This window comes from Kitasatospora sp. NPDC087314, assembly GCF_044744365.1.
Lineage (GTDB): Bacteria > Actinomycetota > Actinomycetes > Streptomycetales > Streptomycetaceae > Kitasatospora.
The window spans coordinates 117,848-139,197 of sequence record NZ_JBIUYE010000017.1 but is presented as its reverse complement, the minus strand read 5'-3'; the positions used below and the strand labels follow the sequence as shown (position 1 = coordinate 139,197).

The following is a 21,350-nucleotide window of genomic DNA, read 5'->3' as shown; positions in this document are numbered from 1 at the left end:
GATCGCCTGGCGGGACCAGGGCCGGTCGCACCGACCCTAGCCGGTGCTCGGAGGCCGAACCGCAGATTATCGGCGCCCCGGACTCGGCCCGCCCGACGCGGAAGGCGGCCGGCCGTCGTACGTGCCACGGGTCGGGTCACCGCCGGTCGACCGGCAGCAGGGCCGCGAGCCCGTCGAGGATGCGCTGCACGCAGAACTCGAAGCGGGCGTCCATGTCGGGTTCGGTGAGGTCGCCGGCCAGGGCGACCAGGTTGGGGAAGGTGTCCGCCGGCAGGGAGCGGAAGCGGTCGCCGGCGGCGTCGGCGATGTCCCGGCGGCTGGTGCCGAGGACTTCGGCGGCCGAGATCGGCGACTGCTCCTGGAGGACGAATCCCTGGACGAAGGCGCCCAGCAGGTAGGTGGCCATGGCGGCGTCGGCGTCGGAGAAGCCGGCCGCGCGGAGGCGGTCGAGTTGGTCCTCCATCACGGCGAGCAGGTGGGGTCCGGGGGCGAGACGGCCCGCGACGACCTTGGCGGCGTCGCGGTTGTCGAGCAGCAGCCGGCGGTAGCGCGAGCAGTAGGCGTGGAACTGCTCGCGCCAGCCGCCCTCACGCGGCGGGGGTTCGGCCGAGGCCATCACCGCGTCGGTGAGCAGGTCCAGCAGTTCCTGTTTGTTGCGGACGTGCCAGTACAGCGAGGCCGCCTTGACGCCGACCTCGGCGGCGACCTTGCGCATCGACAGCCCGGCGAGGCCGTCCCGTTCCAGGACCCGCAGCGCGGCCTGGGTCAGTGCCTCCCTGGTCAGCGGAGGTGTCGTGTCGTCGTTCTCCGGCATGGCTGTGCGGACGCCTCCCGTGGTCTCGCGAATCCCGCTTGCAATCTAACACCGTTAGGGGCACTCTGTGCGTGCCGCATCACTCCCTAACGCTGTTAGGGGCCACGGATCGGGAGGGTTCCCCATGCAGGAGTCGAGTGCCCGGCGCAAACGGCTCGCGCTACTGACGCTCTGCGTCACCATGTTCATGTCCATGCTGGACAACGTCATCGTCAACAACGCCCTGCCCCGCATCGGGCAGGACCTGGACACCGGGATCAGCGGCCTCCGATGGGTCGCCGAGGGCTACAGCCTCGTCTACGCCGCGCTCGTGCTGACCGGTGGTGCGCTCGGCGACCGCCACGGCCGCACCCGGACGTTCCGGCTCGGCCTCGCGCTGTTCACGGTCGGCTCCGCGCTCGCCGCGCTCGCCGGCACGATCGGCCTGCTGGTCGGCGCCCGGATGCTCCAGGGCGTCGGGGCCGCACTGCTCACCCCGGGCAGCCTCGCCCTGCTGCGCCACGTCTTCACCGACGAGCGCGAGCGCGCCAAGGCCATCGGCCTGTGGTCCGGGGTCTCCGCGCTGGGGCTGTCCATCGGCCCGGTGGTCGGCGGGCCGATGGTCGAACACCTCGGCTGGGCCAGCGTGTTCTGGATCAACGTGCCGATCGGCGTGGCCGGCCTGGTGCTCGCCGCCCGCGTCCTCCCGGACATCCCGCCGCGCGCCCGGCGGATCGACCTCGGCGGCCTCGCCCTCTCCGCCGCGGGTCTCGGCCTGCTGGTCTACGCGCTGATCGAGGGTCCGTCCCGCGGCTGGACGGACACCCGGGTGCTGCTCTGCGGTGTCGCGGCGATCGTGCTGCTGGCCGCCTTCCTGGTACTCGAACTGCGCCTCGCCGAACCGATGCTGGAGCTGAGGCTGTTCCGCGACGGCGTCCTCGGGGGTGCGCTGCTCAGTGGCTTCATGGTCAGCTTCGGGATCTTCGGAGCGCTGTTCTTCCTACCGCTGCTGATGCAGGGCCCGCTCGGCTGGTCCCCGTCCGACGCCGGCTACGCCGGGCTGCCGATGACCGGGATGATCGTCATCGCCGCCCCGGTCTCCGGCCGGCTGACCTCGCGGTACGGCCCCCGGCTTCCGTTGGTGCTCGGCCTCGCCCTGTGCGCGGCGGGCCTCGGCGGGCTGTCCCTCTACGGCGAGCACGCCCACTACGTCGAATACCTGTGGACCCTGTTCGCGATGGGCCTCGGGATGGGGATGACCTTCACCCCGATGTCGATCGCGGTGCTCCAGCGGGTCGCCCCGGCGCAGACCGGGATGGCCTCGGCGACCATCAACACCCTGCGTGAACTGGGCGGTGTCCTCGGGATCGCGGTCCTCGGCGCCGTGCTGACGAACCGGATGACCGGCACCCTGACCGCCGCCCTGCACCGGCTCGGCGTGCCACCGGGCGCCGTCGGCCCGATCGCGGACGCGCCCGCCGGGGCGGGGCACGGCGGTGGCGGTGCGGCCGCCGCGCTGCCCGGCCCGGTCCGGGAGGCGGTGGACGGCGCCTTCATCGACGGCATCCACCTCGCGACGCGCTGCGGTGCGGCCGCGCTCGCCGTCACCGCCGTCGTGGTCGCCGTCCTGCTGAGCCGGGCCCGCCCGGCGGGGCCCGGCGGCACCGAGCTCCTTGAGACCGACCCGGATCCGGAGGTGAGCCAGGACTCGGAGTCGAGCCAGGAGCCCGAGCCGCTGGCCGAGGCCCGGCCGGCCTGACCCGGTGCGCCCGGTGCGCCCGGTGCGCCCGGTGCGCCCGGTGCACCCGATGTCTCCGGTGCGCCCGGTGACAGCACGTCAGCGGATGCCCTCGACCGCCGCCTGCGCCGTGCGGGCCAGTTCCCGCCGTGCCCCCGCCCGGGTGGCCTGCGGCGCGGGCGGCGGAATCGGTGGCAGGAACGTCACATCGGCGACCAGCCCGCGCACCGCGACCACCCGGGCGAGCGAGGTGAGCAGCCCGTCGTCGCCGACGAAGGCGGGAACACTCGTCGGGCGACCGTCCGACAGCCGGTAGCGGATCGTCACCGGCTGGACGAAGGCACCCGCCTCCACCGCGGCCTGGAACAGCGCGGGCCGGAACCGGCCGCTCTCCCGCCCGCACCAGGTCGACCCCTCCGGGAAGACGATCACCGGGTGCCCGGCACGCAGCACCTCGGCCACCGCCGCCACGGTGCCCGGCAGCGCGCGCAGCCGGTCGCGGTCCAGGAACACGGTGCCGCCCCAGGCGATCAGCGGCCCGACCACCGGCCAGTGCCGGACCTCGGTCTTGGCCAGCGAGCGGCCCGGGCGGCCCGCCGCGATCAGCGGGATGTCCAGCCAGGACACGTGGTTGGCCACCACGAGCGTCCCGCCGCCGACCCCGCCGACCCCGCCGCCGGGCGTTCCGAGGTGGACGGTGACCCCGAGGGTGCGCAGCAGGACGCGCGCCCAGAGGCGGATCAGTCGCTCCCGGGTGCCGTACGGGAGGAAGCGGAGCGGCAGGCTGAGCAGCACGCCCACCGCCACGGCCGCCAGGCAGGCCGCCAGCCGCAGCGCCCGTCGGGGGTGCGAGACGGCGGGCGCCGGGTCGTCCAGGCAGGTCTCGGGCCGGCAGGGGGCCGTCGGCAGCCAGCCGCTCATGAGGTGGCGCCGAGGGGTTGGGCGGGCAGTCCGGACAGGAAGTGCCGCAGGTAGCGCGGGTCGGTGCGCTCCAGCGACAGCAGCACGTACAGGTCGACGCAGTCGAAGTCCGGGTCGTACGCGGGCTCGCCGCAGACCCAGGCGCCGAGCCGCAGGTAGCCGCGGAGCAGGGCCGGCAGCGCGCCCCGCTCGGCGCGCGGTACCCCGGTGGCGTCCCAGCGACGGCGCGGGGCGACCCGGTACTGCTCGGGGGCCAGGTACTTGGCGCTGACGGTGTCCCAGACCCGGGCCGCGGTGGCGCCGCCGTCGTCCAGGGCGATCGAGCAGCAGCCGCCGACCCAGGTGTTGCCGGTGTCGGCGAGGTAGCGGGCGATGCCGCCCCACATCAGGTTGATGACGGCGCCGTTGCCCCGGTGGTCGGGGTGGATGCAGGAGCGGCCGAGTTCGACCAGGCCCGGGCGGACGGGGGCGAGGGCGGAGAGCTCGAACTCGCCGTCGGAGTAGAGTCGGCCGGCCCGTCGGGCGGCTTCGGGACGCAGCAGCCGGTAGGTGCCGACGACGGCGCCGTGCTCGCCCTCGCGGACCAGGAGGTGGTCGCAGTACTCGTCGAAGGGGTCGACGTCCAGACCGGCGACCGGGCTGTGCAGGACGGCACCGAGCTCGGTGGCGAACACCTGGTGGCGCAGCCGTTGGGCGGCGCGCACGTCGTCGCCGTCGCGGGCGAGCGAGACGGTGTACCCGGCGGCCGGGGTCTGCTGCTGGCGGGGGGCGGGAACGGCCGGGGCATCGTGGGTGGGGGCGACTGCGGTCGGAGCGTACGTGGGGACGGTGGTCATGGCGGACCCTCCAGGGCAGCACGATCGGCGGCGCCCAGGATCACCAGGGCACCGGCCCGGCCCGCGGGCGTTGAGCCTGCACGCGAACCGGTCTCCGTATGTCTCTCCGAGCCGGTTGGCGTTTATGTTGCGGCGCGGCGGAGCGCAGATGTGCAACTGCTGAATGGGACCACCCGTTGCCTCCCGGTCATCTGCCGGGCACCGGGCGCTCGCCCGCGGAGGGTGGACAAGAGCGCGGACAGCCCGGGAGCCCACGCGCCCCCGGGCCGGTTCTCACGCCCTCGAACGAGCCGGAGGGTAGGCCCTAGAACGCCTGCCAGCCGTCCGGGTCGACGCCGCCCGGGACGGCGGCCGCCGGGCCGTACGGTTCGCGGGTGAGGACGAAGGAGCCGAGGTCCAGGTGGCTGACCGTGCCGTCGGCGGCCCGGACCACCCGCAGGGTCTCGCCCGCGTAGTAGTTGTCCAGCCCGGTCCAGGTGCCGTCCGGCTCGGCGCGGAAGCGGGAGCTGCGGGCGCCGCCGGAGAGCGGGGTCAGTTCCAGGGCGCGGTCGGCGCGCAGCCGCAGGGCCTGCGCCGAAGTGCCCCAGTACCAGGGGCCGGTGAGTGCCAGCAGCTCCTCGTCGACCTCGGGCAGCGGGCGCCAGGGCTCGGGCAGCCGGGGTTCGTGCTCGGCGGTCAGGGCGATCAACTCGGCGGCCAGCAGCGAGGTGTTGGCGCCGGTGGTGGCGTTGGAGAGGGCGACCGCGGCCAGCCCGTCCTGCTCGCTGACCCACAGTCCGGCGGTGAAACCGGGCATCGAGCCGGTGTGGCCGTACAGCACCCGGCCCTCGTCGCGGCGCAGTTGCAGGCCGAGGCCGTAGGCGGAGGTCCAGTTCGCGTCCTCGGGGCCGGTGGCGGGCCGGCGCATCTCGGCGAGCGTGTCGGCGGCGAGCACCTTGTCGTCCCCGGCGGCGAGGAAGGCCGCCCAGCGGGCGAGGTCGGCGACGGTGGACCAGAGTTGGCCGGCCGGGCCCATCAGCCCGGTGTCGGTGAGCGGCTCCGGCAGCATGACGTCGGCCCACGGGTGGACGGCGAAGCCTCCGGCGTGCGGGTGCTCGGGCAGCACGGTGGTGCGGTCCATGCCGAGCGGCGCCAGGACCTCGCGCCGCAGCACCTCGCCCCAGGGCTCGCCGCGCAGCCGTTCGACCAGCGCGCCGAGCAGCGCGTAGCCGGGGTTGGAGTAGTGGTGGAGGCGCCCGGCCGGGTGCTTGACGGCGGCGCCGGGCTCCAGCAGGTCGTCGAGGCCGGGCCGCAGGGAGCCGTCGGTCCGCTCCCACCAGGGCCCGGGGGTCTCGGCGGCGAGCCCGGCGGTGTGGGCGAGCAGCTGCGCGATGGTCGCGTCGTCGGCCGGGGTGCCGGGCAGGTGGCGGGCCAGCTGGTCGGCGAGGTCGAGCAGGCCCTCGTCACGCAGCCGCAGCACCAGCACGGCGACGAAGGTCTTGGTGAGCGAGCCGATCCGGTACTGGACGTCCGGGGTCGGCGCGTGCCCGTCGACCATGCTGCGGGCGCCGCTCCAGACCAGCTGACCGTCCCGGACCACGCCGGCGGCCAGTGAGGGCGTGCGGCCTTCGGCCTGGGCGACGGCGATCCGGTGCAGCAGGGCGCGGCGGGTGGTCGGCAGCAGTTCGTCGGGCTGATCGGTCATCTGATCCTCTGAATCCTTCGGCGAGGTCCGTCGACGGGGCCGGTCGGCGAACGCGGGCGGCAAACGAACTCAACCTAGTCACGCCGCTTCGGAGGATCCACCCGTTATTTCCGCGAGTGCCCGGCTATGTCGCCCAGGGTCCGGACCCCCGTGCCCGGTGTGCCCGGTGAGCCCGGTGAGCCCGGTGTGCCCGGTCAGCCCGGCAGCGGCGGCAGTTCGGGCCGGTCCAGCCAGGCCTCGAAGAGCGGGCCGAGCGGGGCGGCGGCGTACCGGGAGGCGTGTCCGAGCAGGTCGGCGGTGCCGACGACACCGTGCCGGTGGACGCTCGTCCAGTCCCGCAGCATCGCGAAGAAGGCGTCCTCGCCCAGGGCCCGCCGCAGCGCGTGCACGGCCAGGCCGCCGCGCTGGTACAGCCGGTCGTCGAACATCAGCTTCCGGCCCGGGTCGGCGAGCCTGAGGTCCTGCGGGAGCCCGGTCAGCAGACCGTGCGCGGCGGCGGCGTGGGTGGCCGCGGCGGGGCCGCCGGCGTGCTCGGACCACAGCCACTCGGCGTACTTGGCGAAGCCCTCGTTCAGCCAGATGTGCCGCCAGTCGGCGATCGTCACGCTGTTGCCGAACCACTGGTGGGACAGCTCGTGGGCGATCAGCCGCTCGCGTTCCCAACCGCCGCCGAGGTGGTTCGTCCCGAAGGTGGCGACGCCCTGCGCCTCCACCGGGACGTCCAACTCCTCGTCCGCGACGACCACCGCGTACTCGCCGAACGGGTACGGCCCGAAGACCTCGGTGAAGTACGCCATCATCTCCGGCTGCCGGCCGAAGTCCCGGGTGAACTCGGGGACCAGCCGCTCCGGGACGTAGCCGGTCTGCGGCACGGCCGGACGCGTCGCCAGCGGCACCGGCCGGTAGTGGCCGATCGACACCGTCACCAGGTACGGCGAGGTCGGCGCACCCTGCTCGTACACCCAGGTGGTGCTGGAGGCCCGGGTGGTGCGGGTGAGCAGCCGGCCGCTCGCCACCACGGTGAACGGGGACGGGGTGGTGACCGCTATCTGGTACGTCGCCTTGTCGGCGGGCCGGTCGTTGCACGGGAACCAGGACGGCGCGCCGATCGGCTGGCTGGCGACCAGCGAGCCCTCGGCCAGCTCCTCCCAGCCCAGGCCGCCCCACGGGCTGCGCACCGGGCGGGGGTTGCCGGTGTAGTGCACCTCGACGGTGAACGCCGCGCCCGCCGCCAGGGCCTTGGCCGGGCGGATCCGCAGCTTGCCGCCGCGGTGGGTGTAGCGGGCGGCCTTGCCGTCGACCAGCACCCGCCCGAGCCGGAACTCGGCCAGGTCCAGTGCGAACTCGGCCAGCGCCGCGTCCGCCACGGCGCTCAGGCGGGCCGAGGCCGCCAGCCGGTTCGGTCCGGGCCGGTAGTCCAGTGCGAGTTCGTAACGGTGGACCCGGTAGCGGTGGTCGCCGCTGGTCGGGAAGTACGGGTCCGGAGTGGCGGCGGCCGCCGGGGCGTGCTTGGGCTTCACGGGGACGTGCGCTTCCTGCGGGCCGGGACGGGTGGTCATGACGTGGGCTGCCACGCCTCGATGGGGTTGCCCAGCCACCGCGTGTCGGCGGGGACGGACTCGGCGCGCATCACCAGCGAGGCCGGGCCCAGCGTGCTGCGCGCGCCCACCGTGCTGCCGGGCAGCACGATGCCGCCCGGGCCCAGGGTGGCGCCCTCGCGGAGGACCACAGTATCCATCCGCATGATCCGGTCGTGGAAGAGGTGCGTCTGCACCACACAGCCCCGGTTGATGGTGACGCCGTCCCCGAGGGTGACCAGGTCCGCCTCCGGCAGCCAGTAGCTCTCGCACCAGACGCCGCGCCCGACGTGCGCACCGAGCGCCCGTAGCCAGAGGTTCAGCACCGGCGTGCCCGGCACCGCGCCGACCAGCCACGGCACCGCCAGCACCTCGACGAAGGTGTCCGCGAGCTCGTTGCGCCACACGAAGCCGCTCCACAGCGGGTGCTCCACCGCCCGGAACCGGCCCACCAGCAGCCACTTGGCCGCCACCGCGACCGTGCAGGCCGCCGCGCCGGCCGCCAGCAGCACCAGGCCCGACAGCAGTGCGGCCACGCCCGCCGACCAGGAGGAGGCCAGCCGCGACAGCGCCGCGACGGTCAGCACGCCGAGCGCCCCCGAGGCCAGCACCGGCAGCAACCGGGCCAGCTCGACCAGCCCGCGCGCCCAGAGCAGCCGGGCCGGCGGCTCGTAGGTCAGGCTCTGGTCGGACTCGTCCGCCGCGCGCGGCAGCCGCATCGGCGGCATGCCCAGGTACGAGCCGCCCTTCTTGGCCTTCGCCGGTGTCGCCGACAGCACGCCCACCAGACCCCGCTTGGGCACCGCCCGTCCCGGCGCGGTCATCCCCGAGTTCCCGAGGAACGCCCGCTCGCCGACCTTCGCCTCTCCGAGCCGCACCCAGCCGCCGCCCAGCTCGTACGGCGCGATCAGGGTGTCGTCGGCCAGGAACGCGCCGTCGCCGACGGTGGTCAGGCTGGGCAACGCCAGCACCGTGGACACCTCCGCGCCCCGGCCGACCCGCATCCCGAGCGCCCGCAGCCACAGCGGCGTGACCAGCCCCGCGTACAGCGGGAACAGCACCTCCCGGGCCTGGTCCATCAGCTGGGTGACGGTCCACGCCTGCCAGCCGACCCGGCCGTGCAGCGGGTGCACCCCGGGGACGAGGCCTCGGCTCAGCAGCCGGACGGCGGCCACCAGCTGCGCCGCGTACACCGCGCCGTAGGCCAGGGTGGCGGGCAGCAGGCCGAGCAGCGCGCCGCCGAGCGCCGTGCCGAGGCCGTCGCCCTGGTGGACGAAGCCGGTGAGCACCGCGAGCGCGGCCAGCGCGGGCGGCACCGGCAGCAGGCCGAGCGCCGTGCCGCTGGCGCCGTACAGCGCGGCCCAGAAGGTCCGGTGCGGCGGGCGCTCCTTGGGCCAGGCCCGCTCGGCGCGGCCCAGCTTGACGGCCGGCGCCCCGCCCCAGCGCTGGCCGGTCGGCACCTGGCCGGTGACGCTGGAGCCGGCCACCACCTGGGCGCGTTTGCCGACCCGGGCGCCGGGCAGCAGGGTCGAACGGGTGCCGACCACGGCGCCGGAGCCGACCTTGACCTGGCCGACCTCCAGCTGGTCGCCGTCCAGCCAGTAGCCGCACAGGTCCACCTCGGCCTCGACGGCGCAGCCGCGGCCCAGCTTCAGCATCCCGGTGACCGGCGGCAGCGAGTGCAGGTCCACCTCGGGCGCGACCTTGGCGCCCAGGGCACGGGCGTAGCGGACCAGCCAGGCGCCGGACAGCGAGGTGGCGCCGCTGATCTCGGCGAGCCGCTCGGCGGCCCAGAGCCGCAGGTGGGTGGCGCCGCCGCGCGGGTAGCTGCCCGGGCGCAGGCCGCGCAGCAGCAGCCGGGCACCGCCGGCCGCGATGGCCAGCCGGCCCGCCGGGGTGTAGAGCGCCAGGGCGCCCGCGCCGACCGCCCACCAGGAGGCGGTGGGCGCCCACGGGTAGTCGCCGAGGTGGGAGAGCAGGTTGCCGGCGGCCAGCAGGGCGACCGTCCAGCGCAGGCCGACCACCGTGAACAGCGGGATCAGCAGGAGCAGCTGGAGCAGCTTGGCCCTGGTCGGCACCAGGGTGATGGTGCGGGTCTCGCCGCCCTGCGCGGCGGAGCGCTCCAGGTGCCGGGCGAGCTTGCGCAGCGTCGGGTGCTGGTAGACGTCCAGCACGGCGGCGTTCGGGTAACGGGTGCGCAGCAGGGTGGTGAGCCGGGCAGCGGCCAGGCTGCCGCCGCCGATGGCGAAGAAGTCGTCGCGCGGGCCGCTCACCGTCACGCCGAGGATCTCGGCCCACTGCTCGGCCAGCCAGGCCTCGGTGCCGTACAGCTGCTCGCTCGGCCCGGCGCTCTCCAGCTCGGGCAGCGGCCAGGGCAGGGCGTTGCGGTCGACCTTGCCGGAGGTGCGGGTGGGCAGGGTGTCGACCGGCGCGAGCAAGGGCACCAGGGCGGCCGGCAGCTCGGCGCGCAGCCGCTCGACGGCCTGCTCGCGGTCGTAGCCGTCCTGGACGACCAGGTAGCCGACCAGCAGTTGGTTGCCGCCGCGCGCGGTGCGGACGGCGGCGGCCGCACCGGCCACGCCGGGCAGGGCCTGCAGCGCCGCGTCGACCTCACCGAGCTCGATCCGGCGGCCGCCGAGCTTGATCTGCTCGTCGGTGCGGCCGAGGAACAGCAGACCCGCCGGGTCGGCCTGAACCAGGTCGCCGCTGCGGTACGCGCGCTCCCAGCCGAGCGAGGGCAGCGGCGCGTACTTCTCGGCGTCCTTCTCCGGGTCGAGGTAGCGGGCCAGGCCGACGCCGCCGATCACCAGCTGGCCGGTGCCGCCGGCCGCGACCGGCGCGCCGGCCTCGTCGACCACGGCCAGGTCCCAGCCGTCCAGCGGCAGGCCGATCCGGACCGGGCCGTCGCCGGTCAGCAGCGCGGCGCAGGCGACCACGGTGGCCTCGGTGGGCCCGTAGGTGTTCCAGACCTCGCGACCCTCGGTGACCAGGCGCTGGACCAGCTCGGGCGGGCAGGCCTCGCCGCCGAAGATCAGCAGCCGCACCTCGTTGAGCGCCTCGGCCGGCCAGAGCGCGGCCAGTGTCGGGACGGTGGAGACCACGGTGATCTCCTGCTCCGCCAGCCAGGGGCCGAGGTCGGCGCCGCTGCGGACCTGGGAGCGGGGTACGGGCACCAGGCAGGCGCCGTGCCGCCAGGCCAGCCACATCTCCTCGCAGGATGCGTCGAAGGCGACGGACAGCCCGGCCATCACCCGGTCGCCGGGGCCGATCGGCTCGTCCTGGAGGAAGAGCGCGGCCTCGGCGTCGACGAAGGCGGCGGCGTTGCGGTGGGTGACGGCCACGCCCTTGGGGCGGCCGGTGGAGCCGGAGGTGAAGATGATCCAGGCGTCGTCGGCGGGGGCTGGGCGGATGGTCGGGTGATCGGGCTGGGCGGCCTCGCGCTCGCGGTGGACGGTCAGGGTGCGCTCGGCGCCGAGCACCGCGGCGACGTCGGCCTCCCCGAAGACCAGCTGGGCGCGCTCGTCCGGGTCCTCGGCGTCGACCGGGACGTAGGCGGCGCCGGCGGCGAGCACGGCGAGGATCGAGACGTACAGGTCGTTGGTGCCCGACGGCACCCGCACGCCTACCCGGTCGCCCAGGCCGATCCCGGCGGTGGCCAGTCGGCGGCGCAGCTGCTCGATCTCGGCGGCCAGGGCGCGGTAGCTGAGGACGGTGTGCCCGTCGTCCAGGGCCGGCTCGTTCGGGTGGGCACGGACGGTGGCGTCCAGGACGTCGACCAGGGTGCGCGGTGCGGCGGCCGGGCGCCCCGGGAACAGGGCTTGCGGCGGTGTGGCGGACTGCTCCGGCTGGCTCGGTTCAGCTGTCATGGCAGCCCGTACGCTCCTCGTCCTCGCCCCGTTCCGACCAATGCCCGGCCCTTGGGGGCGGTGGGAGCACTCGCCTGACCGGGTGACCCCACTCCGGGGCCGGAGCGGACAACCCGACCGATGGTAGCCCCGGGCGTGAGGCACCGTACGGCCCGACACCCGACCCAACTCGGCCGTGAATGGCCGGATCTGACGTTTCATCAGTCAACAACTGAGCAGGCTCGGCAGTGATGTGACTGGATGTCAGTCGAATTGACGGATCGTCAGGTCGAAATCCCCGCCGTGATCCATGCCACAGCGAATGCTGCTCCGTTCGGGTGGTGGGCCCGGCGTGCGGCCCGGTTCCGGCCTGTTCGCCGGGCCGGCGCCGGCCAGTTCACCAGGCCCACCACGGTGTCGGAGGGGTCAGCGGAAGCGGTGCAGGTGCTCGCGGAGGAACGCCTCCAGCGTGCGTGGGGCGCGCCCGGTGAGGCGGGTCAGGGTGTCGTCGGGAGTCTCCCTGCGGACCACCGCGAGCTGCTGGATCTCCACCACGTGGGCGGCCAGCCACGGCGGCATCCCGGCCCGTTCGACCAGGTGGGCGTGCAGCCCGGCCGGTGGCAGATCGAGGTAGCGGACCGGGCGGCCGAGCAGCTCGCCGAGCAGCCCGGTGAGCTCCGGGTGGCTGTATGCCCGGCCGCCGGTGAGCGGATACGTCCCGCCGGCGAGCTCCGGGCGGGTGAGCACCTCGGCCGCGGCATCGCCGATGTCCCGGGCGTCGACGTAGTTGCACCGGGCCTGCCCCAGGGCGCCGTGCACCACCCCGGCGGCGGCGACACCGGGCGCCAGGGGCAGCAGCTTCTGCATGAACGCGTACGGCCGCAGCACCGTCGCGGTGAGGCCGGAGGTGCGCAGGCGCTCCTCGATCAGGTGGTGGCCGCGGGAGACGGCCACGGGGGAGTCCGGTTCGGCGGCGGGTGCGGAGACCTTGACGATGTGCTCCACGCCGCCCTCGACGGCCGCGTCGATCGCGGCCAGCTCGTGCTCGACCTGGCGCGGGCCGTTGGCCATGGTGAGGAAGAGCTGGTGCGCGCCGCGGAAGGCCGCGCGCAGCGAGTCGGGGTCGGCGGCGTCGGCCGGGAGCGTCTCGGTCAGCGCGAGGGTCCGGTCGTCGAGTCCGGCGGCGAGGCGGGCGGGGTCGCGGCTGAGCGCGCGGCTCGGTGCGCCGAGGGCGGCGAGGCTGCGCAGGGTGGCACCGCCGGTGGCGCCTGCGGCACCCATGATGACGATCACGTTGTCTGCCTTTCCGGTTGGACGGAGAGTCGGTGCTGCGGGGAGCGGGCCGGGCGGCTGCCGCGCCACCGCCAGGCGATCACGGTGGCCGCGATCGCGGACGAGACCGGCAGGTCGACCGGGAGGCGGCCGGGCCACGGGTTGGCGGCGAGCCCGGGGAGCTGTGGCAGCCAGTGCGCGGCCGTGAGGCCGACGGCGAGTGCGACCGCCGCGGCGGCCAGGCCGAGGGTGGGGGCCAGCAGGGCGCGCGGTGCCCGGCCGGTCAGGGATCGGGCGGGACGGCGACGCAGTGCGGAGCCGACCAGGGCGGCGACGACGGCCGAGGTGCCGCCGATCGTGGTGGCCGCGGCGATCATCAGCTGCGGCTGGCGGGTGACGGCTCCGCCGATGCCGGCCATCACGGCGGGCATCGCGTAGGCGGCCAGGACCTCCCGCCACAGGGTGAAGGGCGGCGGTGCGCCGGGTGTTTTCTTGCTCACGGGTTCCTTCTCGGCATAGTGGTTAGGTACCTAACTATTTGTACTTAGGTGGCTAACTATTGGGTCGTAAGGTGGCGGGCCGCCGATGGGGTGGCCCGCCGTTGTCGCTCGGGTCGGGGGTCGGTCTGCGCTCGGCCCGCGGTCAGTCCGCGGGTCAGGGGGTGGTCAGTCCGCGGTCAGGGCGTCGGCGCCCGCGACCACCCTGGCCAGGAGGTCGAGGAAGGTGGTGCGCTCCTCGACCGAGAGCCCACCGACCAGCGCCTGCATCCGGGCGAAGTGTTCGGGCGCCAGATCGCGCAGCCGCTGCGCGCCGCGTGCGGTGAGGACCACCACGTTGGCGCGGCCGTCCTCGGCGGACGGGCGGCGGAGCACCAGGCCTTCCCGTTCCAGGCCGTCCACCAGGCCGGTCACGGTCGCCCGCGACACGCCGAGGCCGGCCGCGAGCTGGGAGGGCGACTTCTCGCCGCCGTGGTCCTCCAGGTCGGCCAGCAGTCGGTAGCGGCCGGTGGAGAGGCCGAAGCGGGCGAAGTGCACCTCCCCGGCCTGGCCGATCCGGGCGCCCGCCGCCATCAGCCGGGCCGCGACCAGGACCGCCTGCGGGTCGGCCGTGAGGCCGTACCGGGCGATCTGGCGCCGCGCCTGATCGAGGGTGGGGGCGCCACTGCCGGCGTCGGGGTGTTGCGTCATGAAAGTAATATGGCGCCTCATCAGTTTCCCGGTCAAGTCGACCGGTCGGCGTGTGTCCGGGTGCGCGGGAGCGCGGGGTGCGTGGGTGTGGGGTTTGTGGGTGCGTGGGTCTGGGCGTGGCCGGGGCCGGTCTATGCCGCTCGGGGGGTGATCCGGGGCGGCGTCCAGTCGGCGTGCTTCAGGACGGTCCGGACCATCGCGCCGGGCGGGGTGAGGCGGATCGCGGCGTTGCGCAGGCCGACCGCCAGTGGGTTGGCCAGTTGCTGCCCCATCCGGCCGGCCCGGCGCGCGTCCCGGGCCACCGTCTGGCTGCGCGGCCGCCGCTGCGCGTCGTAGCGGGCGAGCGCCGCCTCGACGCTCCGGGCCTCGGCCACGGCGGCCGCGAGGGTCACCGCGTCCTCCAGGGCCTGGCAGGCACCCTGCCCGAGGTGCGGGGCCATGGCGTGCGCCGCGTCGCCGAGCAGGGCGACCCGGCCCGCGACGTACGAGGGCAGCGGGGTGGCCAGCTCGTTGACGTCGTGGTGCAGCACGGCCTCCGGCCGGGTCGCGGCCAGCAGTGCCGGGATCGGCTCGTGCCAGTGCGCGAAGCGGCGGCGCACCTCGGCCAGCGGGTCCTGGTAGCGGACCCCGGCCGGGGCGTTGAGGACGGCGTGCCACTCGGCCCGCCCGTCCGGGAAGGCGATGTGACCGAACTCGGCGCCGTGCCCCCAGGTCAGTTCGAAGTCGGCGGTCAGGCCGTCGACGGGGCGCTCGGTGATCGCCCGCAGCACCGTCGAGCCGTTGTACGCCGGCCCGGGGTGGGCGGGAAAGAGGCGGCGCCGGATGCGGCTGTGGATGCCGTCGGCCGCTACCACCAGGTCCGCGTCCAGGGTGGTGTCCCCGTGCGTCACCCGGACCCGGGAGGGGTGTGCGGTGTCCACATCGGTCACCTCCGCGCCGATCACCAGCGACTCCGCGGGCAGCGCCTCGCGCAGGATCCGGTGCAGTGCGGCGCGGGGGATGCCCACGATCGGGGCGCCCAGCTCGCGCTCCAGTGCGGCGCCGTCCATCAGGGCCAGCCGGCGGCCGTCCGGCGTGCGGGTTCCGCCGGTGTACTGGCGTCGCGCGGCCGCCTCGATGGCCTCGCCGACCCCGAGGGTGGTGAGCGCGCGCATCCCGTTGGCGGCCAGCGAGATGCCCGCGCCCGCGTCGTCGAGGACGGCCGCCCGCTCGACCACGGTCACGTCCCACCCCGCCAGCCGGAGACCGATGGCGCTCGCCAGCCCGCCGATCCCGCCCCCGACCACCACCGCGCTGTTGCTGCTCATGCCCGGTCCTTCCCGTGTCACCGCACGTTTCTACAGATGTAGAAGGAGCGTACTACGGGCTCACGCGCAGCCGTCGGGGCCGGGGGTGGTGGCAGGGCGTGCGGGCCGGGGGCCGGGGTGCAGGTAGAAAGGGGGGATGAGGCGAGATGGGGACCAGAGGCAGGGCGACGCGCGCGGCGAGGGGCGGGCGGACCGGAGGACCGTGCTCGCGGACGCGGCGATCGGCGTACTGGCGGACGCGGGCGTGCGCGGCCTCACTCACCGGGCCGTCGACGCGGCGGCCGGACTGCCGGTCGGGACCACCTCGGCCTACCTGCGAACCAGGCAGGCGCTGCTCACCGCGCTGGTGCGGCGGCTGGTCGAGCTGGACCAGGGTGAGCTGCAGGCGATGGGGGAGCGGGCGACGGTCCAGTCGGCCGATGAACTGATCCAGGGTATAGAGGAGTTGACGCGACGGCGGCTGACCGGTGAGGGGCGGCGGCGCTCGCTCGCACGGTACGCCTGCGCGGTGGAGAGCGTGCGCGACCCCGAACTTCGCGAGATCCTCGTCCCCCGCGAGAACGCCGCGCGCGCCGCCGTCCGGACCTTCCTGTCCGGCCGGGGCGTGCCTGACCCCGACGGGCGGACCACCGCACTGCTGGCCTGCATCGACGGGCTGGTCTTCGACCGGCTGGTGGGCGGCGGAGAAGTCCGGACGGACGAGATCCAGGGCCTGGTGGCGGCCGCGCTGCGCGGAGCGGGCGGAGCCTAGCCTCCGCGTTTCATCTGGGGTGGGCTGAGCCGCGCTGATCGTCGCGGGGGTGGTGCTCAGGCGGCCGGGCATGGCGGAGTTCCGGCGCGTGGCCGGGCGCCCCTAGGGGCAATGCTGGTGACTTTGTGGTCCGTGTACTCGTTGGTTGTGGTGTGGCGAGGGCGGGGCAGGTCCAGTCGCCTGCGGGTGAGCGGATATCGGACCGGATCGCGATCGGGGTGCTGACCCAGGCGTTTCCGCCGGGGCTGGTCGACGAGGTGATCGCCGAGACCGGGCGGGGTGGGAAACGCAGCCGTCTGCCGCCGGCACGGGTGGTCGTGTACTTCGTCCTGGCGATGTGCCTGTTCTTCGGGCAGGGCTATGAGGAGGTCGCCCGGCTGCTGGGTGAGGGGCTTGGGGACGGGCGGCGGTCGTGGCGGGTGCCCACGACCGCCGCGATCGGCCGGGCCCGCCGCCGGCTGGGGGGCGAGCCGCTGAAGGTGCTGTTCGCGCGGGTGTGCCGCCCGCTGGCCGTGCCCGAGACGACGGGTGCCCGGCACCGGCGCTGGCACCTGGTCGCCGTGGACGGCACGACCCTGGACCTGGCGGACACCGAGGCCAACGACGCGCACTTCGGCCGCCCGGGCACGGGATGCGGCATCGGCGCGTTCCCGCAGGCCAGGGTGGTGGCACCGACCGAATGCGGCACGCACGCCGTGTTCGGCGCGGAGGTCGGTGCGCTGTCGGTCGGCGAGCAGGCGCTGTCGCGCCAGCCGTTCGCCCACCTGCGGGAGGGCATGCTGCTGCTGGCCGATCGCGGCTTCTACGGGTTCGAGCTGTGGCAGGCCGCCAGGGCGAGCGGCGCGGACCCCTGCTGTGGCGGGTCCGCGCGAACGCCGCCCTGCCGGTCATGCGGGTCCTGAAAGACGGTTCCTACCTCAGTACCGTCCACGTCGAACCAGACCGCAGGAGCCGCCGCAACCCGGTGACCGTGCGGGTCGTCGAGTACACCCTGGCCCGCACCGGCGATGCGACCGTCTACCGGCTGGTCAGCACCATCCTCGACCCCGAGCAGGCGCCCGCTCGCGAACCGGTCAGGTCGCCGATGGCTTCGCCGCCATCGGCGAGCATCACCGCCAGGTCCACGGCGACGCGGCCGGGGTCGTGTCCGGTGCCGCGCGGGCGCAGTCGGCGCAGGGCGTTGCTGAACGCGCCGGTGAGGCCGGTGGCGTCGGCCAGGTCGGCGAGCAGGCGCGAGCCGGCGTGACGACCACCCCACGGCCGTCGGAGGTGACGACGAGCTTGGGACGTGCCCCGGCGGTGTGCACGCAGAAAGCTCCTTCCCGCTGGTACGACGCAGACCTTGGGCAAGCCTCATCGTTCCAGCCCAGCCGGGGTGCCGTGGAGTCGTTGATGGTGATTCACGGTCCCACCGGGGAACGGTAGAAGCCATGAGCGATGCATCGGAGCTGGTCCCGGTCACGTCAGACGGCAGGCTCGCTCCTGTCGCTCTGCACCCCGGTCTGCGTGACCCCCGCTATCTGGCGCGGCGAGGCGCGCTCGTCGCGTTGGCGCGCAGCCACTGGGTCGGCGACCCTTCGCCGTCGGTCGCGTACCGCACTGCGGAGCACGCGACGTGGCGCACGGTCCACGCGGCGCTGGAGCCCGCCTTGCGGGCCCACGCGTGCCGGGCGGTGCTGGCCGCCCGCGAGGACGCGCGCATCCCCGCGGACCGCATCCCGCAGCACGGCGAGGTCGGGGCGCACCTGCGGGCCCGGACCGGATTCGACTTCACCCTGGCCGGTGGCTTCGTGCCGAACCGGAGGTTCCTGGGGGCGCTGCGGCACGGCTACTTCCACGCGGTGCAGTTCGTCCGGCACCCCGCAGCTCCGCTGTACACGCCCGAACCTGACGTGATCCACGACGTGTTCGGCCACGGCGTCCACCTGGCCTCGACCCGGTTCGCCGAGCTGTACCGCCTGGTCGGCCGGGCAGCCGCACAAGTGCGGACCGAGGAAGCCCTCAGCCTGCTCAGCCGGGTGTACTGGTACACCCTCGAATGCGGCGTGGTCACCGAGGCCGGGGCGGTCAAGGCGTACGGCGCGGCCCTGCTCTCCTCGCCCGGCGAGCTGCGCCGGTTGCCCTGGTGCGAGATCCGCGACTGGGACCTGCGCGCGATGGCAGGCACCTCGTACCGGGTCGAGGGGTACCAGCCCGTCCTGTTCGCCGCACGCTCGATGGATCACCTCACCGATGCCCTCGCCGCGTTCTGCGAGGACTTCGACGACGACACCGGGGCCCGACTGGGGACCGCTAGGAGTGTCCGCCGGTAGGGGGCTTCCACCGGGCGCAGCGCGCCCGACTCCGCCTTCCGCTGGCGGGCTCCGGAGCTGGCCGACCAGTTGCTCAGCACTGCCTGCGTGTGACCGAGGGGACCGGAAGCCGCACGAGGGCGTTGGGCCCGGTCATCGGGGGGCGTGCGCCGACACCCCGGCTTGGCAGCGACCCATGACCGGGCTCCACGGCGTCTTCTCGTGGCGCCTGCTGATCACGGCCGCCGGAACCGACCGGGGCCTCGAATCGCACGTCCCATGCACCCATGCCGATGGGGCGTGGCAGAACCCTCCCCGCCAGCACGCAGAACGTGCACCCGCCTGGGTCGAGCGAGCCCTTCACAAGGCACATCGCCCCAGGCCAGGAGCCTCCTGCACACTTCTGCCCGCAAGTAACCGCACCCCAGATGAAGCCGCCAGGCTAGGGCATTGGAGCCCGTCGAGGGTCGCGCCGACGCGGCTGGTGGGGACTCGTAATGACCAATCGTTAGGTCAATCAACCGTCAAGTTGGTTCATTCACAGAATAATCCGGTCGAGAACGGGATCGCATCGAAACATTTACGGTGCTTCCAGGTCTTCACATGGAGATCTCGGACTGACAGGCTGGGGCCGCCCTTTCAGAGGTACGGAGGAGGTTCCTTGTCCCGTATATCCACGCTGGCCGGAGCGGTCAGCTGCGCACTCGCCCTCGTTACCGGCAGTGCCGTCGCGGCATCGGCGGCGCCGATAGACCAGGTGCCGGGTGCGGCTGCGGCCGAGGCGAAGGTCGACCCTGTCAACTGGACCCCGTGCAACCCCGATCCGACCAAGCCGGACCCCGGAATCTACGACTGTGCCGTGTACCCGGTGCCGTTGGACTACGACAACCCGTCGGGCGAGAAGGTCGGCATCGCCATGATGCGCCGGCGGGCGAGCGACCCGTCGAAGCGGATCGGCTCGCTGTTCCTCAACCCGGGCGGCCCGGGCGGTAGTGGCTACATGTGGGCGACGACCACCCGCTTCGGCGCCGAGGTGCAGTCGAAGTTCGACCTGATCGGCTTCGACCCCCGTGGCGTGGCCCGCAGCAATCCGCTCAAGTGCTTCAAGACCCAGGAGGACGCCGACGCCGTCAACGGCCGCATGGTCGGCGTGCCGGTCACCAAGGCCGAGATCGACGAGACGCTGGACGCGGACCAGGACTACACCGACGCGTGCAGCAAGAACGCCGGCCCGCTGATCGAGCACATGTCGACCATCAACGTCGTCCGTGACCTCGACCGGATGCGCCGCGCCGTCGGTGACTCCCAGCTCACCTTCGCCGGCTTCTCCTACGGCACCCTGATCGGCGCGACCTACGCCGGCATGTACCCGAACAAGGTGCGCGCGGTCATCGTCGACGGCAACGTCGACCCGAACCTGCGTCTGCACAACGGCCTGGAGTACGACCGCCAGCGGGCGGGCGGCTTCGAGCTGGCCCTGGACGAGTTCCTGAAGCGCTGCCAGACCGCCGGAGCCCCGCGCTGCGCCTTCGGCGAGGGTGACACCCGGGCCAAGTTCGACCAGCTCCGCGACCACCTGCGGACCAGCCCGGTCACCCTGCCGAACGGCTCCCAGGTGACGCTGAGCACCTTCACCAGCGAGGTGGCCAGCGCGCTGTACTCGCAGGCCAAGCTGGCGCCGCTGGCCAAGTCGCTGCAGGCGACGTACCAGCTGATCCAGAAGCCGGCCGCGGCCACCCTGCTCGCGCCGAAGGCGGCCGTCTCGGACGAGGACGCCAACATCCTCGCGGTGAACGCCCCGCGGGCGCTGCGGGAGGCTCCGGCCGACTCCGAGTACACCGGTGACGACTCCTACATGGGTGTCAACTGCCAGGACAAGCCGTACCCGTCGAACGACCGGGTCTTCGCGAACGCGGCCAAGGCGTGGGAGAAGGAGTCGCCGACCTTCGGCCGCTACCAGGCCTTCGACGCGCCCGCCTGCGCGAGCTGGCCGGCCCCGGCCCGTGACGCCGAGCGCTTCAGCGGTCCGTGGAACAAGAAGACCTCGAACACCGTCATGGTGATCGGCAACCTCTACGACCCGGCCACCCAGTACAAGTTCGCCCAGCGGATGCAGCAGCAGCTGGGCAACGCCGTGCTGGTCAGCGTCGACTCGATCGAGCACTGCGCCGTCGGCCGCAGCACGGCGCTGAACACGCTGGTCACCCGCTACCTGGTGGACGGCACCGCGCCGAAGCCGGGCCAGCTGCTGAAGCCGGACGCGGAGATCTTCCCGGCGGTCTGAAGGGGCTGAGGGGCTGGTCGGCCCCGGCCGGCACGGCTGGTCCGACCGATCGGCCCTCGGACGCCTGAGGTGTGCGTGAACGGATGTGGTGGTCGGCGGCGCCGGCCACCACATCCGCGTATTCCGGGCATTCCGGCGGAGGCCTCGGATGGCGGCGTCGATAAGGCGGGAGATCGTCATCGAACCTCCTCGGAACGGGATTTCCTCAGTTGTCGGTGACCATATCCGACGCCACTGACAACCGGCTGTCGGGGCCCGGATCAGCACGGAACCTGCTGATGTTCGAGGGAAGTGACGTACTGTCACACTAATTCGTTAACAGATTCACAAACGTGAATACCCGTGCCAGCGTGCCGCCGCCAGCTTCTCTCCTCGCCGAGCAAGTGCGGTCGGGTCATGCAGCGCGAATTCTCCGAACCGGGATTCCCGGGTGACGCCGGGGCGCTCCGGGAGCTGCCGAGGGGGCAGTCGATCCGGCCGGGAGACCCCCGCCGCCAGACGCTCGGCCAGGGCTTCAAGCAGCGCGGGCGCAGCAGCCCCGCCTACATCCGCCTGATGGGCAACGAGGCCGACGCGGTGGTCGAGTTGAACCGGGCGCTGGATCGGCGGGTTGCGGCCGACCGTCCACGGCGGCGGGTGCGGCCTGCTCTCCCGGCGGCGCCAGCGGCTCTGCTGCAAGGGGGACTGCCTGCGGCTGCAGCGGACGAAGGCGTACGGGGACGCGGAGGAGACGTCCAGTCGATCACTCTGCCCGGGGCCTGACCGGCTCCGCGCCCACGACAGCCGCCACGACAGCCGCCACGACTGGCCCCGCGCCTGGCCCCGCGCCTGGCCCCGCGCCTGCGTCGGCGTCCGGGCCACCCG

Annotated in this window: 16 protein-coding genes and 1 pseudogene; 6 read left to right on the top strand and 11 right to left on the bottom strand. The window is 73.9% G+C overall.

Features of this window, described 5'->3' with window-relative positions:
- Positions 1–136 precede the first annotated feature (136 nt).
- Entirely contained in the window at positions 137–814 is a 678-nt protein-coding gene (locus tag ACIO5E_RS32480; RefSeq protein WP_400674782.1) for a TetR/AcrR family transcriptional regulator, read from the bottom strand.
- A 124-nt stretch (positions 815–938) separates the two neighbouring features.
- Between ACIO5E_RS32480 and ACIO5E_RS32475 the strand changes: the two genes are divergently transcribed.
- Positions 939–2,552: an MFS transporter gene (locus ACIO5E_RS32475; protein WP_400674781.1), complete on the top strand. Its 1,614-nt coding sequence runs from the start codon at positions 939–941 to the stop codon at positions 2,550–2,552.
- Positions 2,553–2,630: 78 nt separating this feature from the next.
- Here ACIO5E_RS32475 and ACIO5E_RS32470 read toward each other — a convergent pair whose 3' ends face one another.
- From ACIO5E_RS32470 to ACIO5E_RS32430, 9 genes are all read right to left on the bottom strand, one after another.
- Positions 2,631–3,452, bottom strand: coding sequence for a lysophospholipid acyltransferase family protein (locus ACIO5E_RS32470; protein WP_400674779.1), 822 nt, complete (start codon positions 3,450–3,452; stop codon positions 2,631–2,633).
- Complete coding sequence (locus tag ACIO5E_RS32465) at positions 3,449–4,288, bottom strand: GNAT family N-acetyltransferase (protein WP_400674777.1); 840 nt, start codon at positions 4,286–4,288, stop codon at positions 3,449–3,451. The genes ACIO5E_RS32470 and ACIO5E_RS32465 overlap by 4 nt, the downstream gene beginning before the upstream one ends.
- A gap of 304 nt (positions 4,289–4,592) precedes the next feature.
- On the bottom strand, positions 4,593–5,972 hold the full coding sequence (locus ACIO5E_RS32460) for a serine hydrolase domain-containing protein (protein WP_400674775.1): 1,380 nt from the start codon (positions 5,970–5,972) through the stop codon (positions 4,593–4,595).
- Positions 5,973–6,166: 194 nt separating this feature from the next.
- Entirely contained in the window at positions 6,167–7,546 is a 1,380-nt protein-coding gene (locus ACIO5E_RS32455) for a M1 family metallopeptidase (RefSeq protein ID WP_400674773.1), read from the bottom strand.
- Positions 7,528–11,415, bottom strand: coding sequence for a Pls/PosA family non-ribosomal peptide synthetase (locus tag ACIO5E_RS32450; protein ID WP_400674772.1), 3,888 nt, complete (start codon positions 11,413–11,415; stop codon positions 7,528–7,530). Before ACIO5E_RS32450 ends, ACIO5E_RS32455 begins: the two co-directional genes overlap by 19 nt.
- 405 nt (positions 11,416–11,820) lie before the next feature.
- Positions 11,821–12,675, bottom strand: a complete 855-nt coding sequence (locus ACIO5E_RS32445; RefSeq protein ID WP_400674771.1) for an NmrA family NAD(P)-binding protein — start codon at positions 12,673–12,675, stop codon at positions 11,821–11,823.
- An 8-nt stretch (positions 12,676–12,683) separates the two neighbouring features.
- Positions 12,684–13,166 carry a hypothetical protein gene (locus tag ACIO5E_RS32440; protein ID WP_400674770.1) on the bottom strand — a complete coding sequence of 161 codons (483 nt, stop codon included), beginning with the start codon at positions 13,164–13,166 and terminating at the stop codon, positions 12,684–12,686.
- Positions 13,167–13,331: 165 nt separating this feature from the next.
- Positions 13,332–13,853 (bottom strand): MarR family winged helix-turn-helix transcriptional regulator, encoded by a 522-nt coding sequence (locus ACIO5E_RS32435; protein WP_400674769.1) that lies wholly within the window; start codon positions 13,851–13,853, stop codon positions 13,332–13,334.
- 131 nt (positions 13,854–13,984) lie between these two features.
- The gene (locus ACIO5E_RS32430; protein ID WP_400674768.1) at positions 13,985–15,160 is read right to left on the bottom strand and encodes an FAD-dependent monooxygenase; all 1,176 of its coding nucleotides are present in this window, start codon (positions 15,158–15,160) and stop codon (positions 13,985–13,987) included.
- Between the two features lie 136 nt (positions 15,161–15,296).
- Here ACIO5E_RS32430 and ACIO5E_RS32425 point away from each other — a divergent pair, with 136 nt between their 5' ends.
- A complete protein-coding gene (locus tag ACIO5E_RS32425) occupies positions 15,297–15,911 on the top strand; it encodes a TetR/AcrR family transcriptional regulator (RefSeq protein WP_400674767.1) in 615 nt (204 codons plus the stop codon).
- A 152-nt stretch (positions 15,912–16,063) separates the two neighbouring features.
- Entirely contained in the window at positions 16,064–16,813 is a 750-nt protein-coding gene (locus tag ACIO5E_RS32420; RefSeq protein ID WP_400674766.1) for an IS4 family transposase, read from the top strand.
- A gap of 172 nt (positions 16,814–16,985) precedes the next feature.
- Here ACIO5E_RS32420 and ACIO5E_RS32415 read toward each other — a convergent pair.
- Positions 16,986–17,218, bottom strand: a pseudogene (locus ACIO5E_RS32415) (IS1380 family transposase); the annotation flags it as partial.
- 123 nt (positions 17,219–17,341) lie between these two features.
- Here ACIO5E_RS32415 and ACIO5E_RS32410 point away from each other — a divergent pair.
- The 3 genes from ACIO5E_RS32410 (at position 17,342) to ACIO5E_RS32400 (ending at position 21,248) form a co-directional block, all read left to right on the top strand.
- A complete protein-coding gene (locus ACIO5E_RS32410) occupies positions 17,342–18,223 on the top strand; it encodes a phenylalanine 4-monooxygenase (protein WP_400674764.1) in 882 nt (293 codons plus the stop codon).
- A 640-nt stretch (positions 18,224–18,863) separates the two neighbouring features.
- Positions 18,864–20,486 (top strand): alpha/beta hydrolase, encoded by a 1,623-nt coding sequence (locus tag ACIO5E_RS32405; protein WP_400674763.1) that lies wholly within the window; start codon positions 18,864–18,866, stop codon positions 20,484–20,486.
- A gap of 396 nt (positions 20,487–20,882) precedes the next feature.
- Positions 20,883–21,248 carry a hypothetical protein gene (locus ACIO5E_RS32400; RefSeq protein WP_400674762.1) on the top strand — a complete coding sequence of 122 codons (366 nt, stop codon included), beginning with the start codon at positions 20,883–20,885 and terminating at the stop codon, positions 21,246–21,248.
- The last annotated feature ends 102 nt before the right edge of the window (positions 21,249–21,350 follow it).

Excerpts from the sequence above, each read along its gene's own strand:
- ACIO5E_RS32480 (WP_400674782.1), bottom strand. The coding sequence starts at position 814 with ATGCCGGAGAACGACGACACGACACCTCCGCTGACCAGGGAGGCACTG.
- ACIO5E_RS32475 (WP_400674781.1), top strand. The coding sequence starts at position 939 with ATGCAGGAGTCGAGTGCCCGGCGCAAACGGCTCGCGCTACTGACGCTC.
- ACIO5E_RS32470 (WP_400674779.1), bottom strand. The coding sequence starts at position 3,452 with ATGAGCGGCTGGCTGCCGACGGCCCCCTGCCGGCCCGAGACCTGCCTG.
- ACIO5E_RS32465 (WP_400674777.1), bottom strand. The coding sequence starts at position 4,288 with ATGACCACCGTCCCCACGTACGCTCCGACCGCAGTCGCCCCCACCCAC.
- ACIO5E_RS32460 (WP_400674775.1), bottom strand. The coding sequence starts at position 5,972 with ATGACCGATCAGCCCGACGAACTGCTGCCGACCACCCGCCGCGCCCTG.
- ACIO5E_RS32450 (WP_400674772.1), bottom strand. The coding sequence starts at position 11,415 with ATGACAGCTGAACCGAGCCAGCCGGAGCAGTCCGCCACACCGCCGCAA.
- ACIO5E_RS32445 (WP_400674771.1), bottom strand. The coding sequence starts at position 12,675 with ATGGGTGCCGCAGGCGCCACCGGCGGTGCCACCCTGCGCAGCCTCGCC.
- ACIO5E_RS32435 (WP_400674769.1), bottom strand. The coding sequence starts at position 13,853 with ATGACGCAACACCCCGACGCCGGCAGTGGCGCCCCCACCCTCGATCAG.
- ACIO5E_RS32430 (WP_400674768.1), bottom strand. The coding sequence starts at position 15,160 with ATGAGCAGCAACAGCGCGGTGGTGGTCGGGGGCGGGATCGGCGGGCTG.
- ACIO5E_RS32425 (WP_400674767.1), top strand. The coding sequence starts at position 15,297 with ATGAGGCGAGATGGGGACCAGAGGCAGGGCGACGCGCGCGGCGAGGGG.
- ACIO5E_RS32410 (WP_400674764.1), top strand. The coding sequence starts at position 17,342 with ATGAGCGATGCATCGGAGCTGGTCCCGGTCACGTCAGACGGCAGGCTC.
- ACIO5E_RS32400 (WP_400674762.1), top strand. The coding sequence starts at position 20,883 with ATGCAGCGCGAATTCTCCGAACCGGGATTCCCGGGTGACGCCGGGGCG.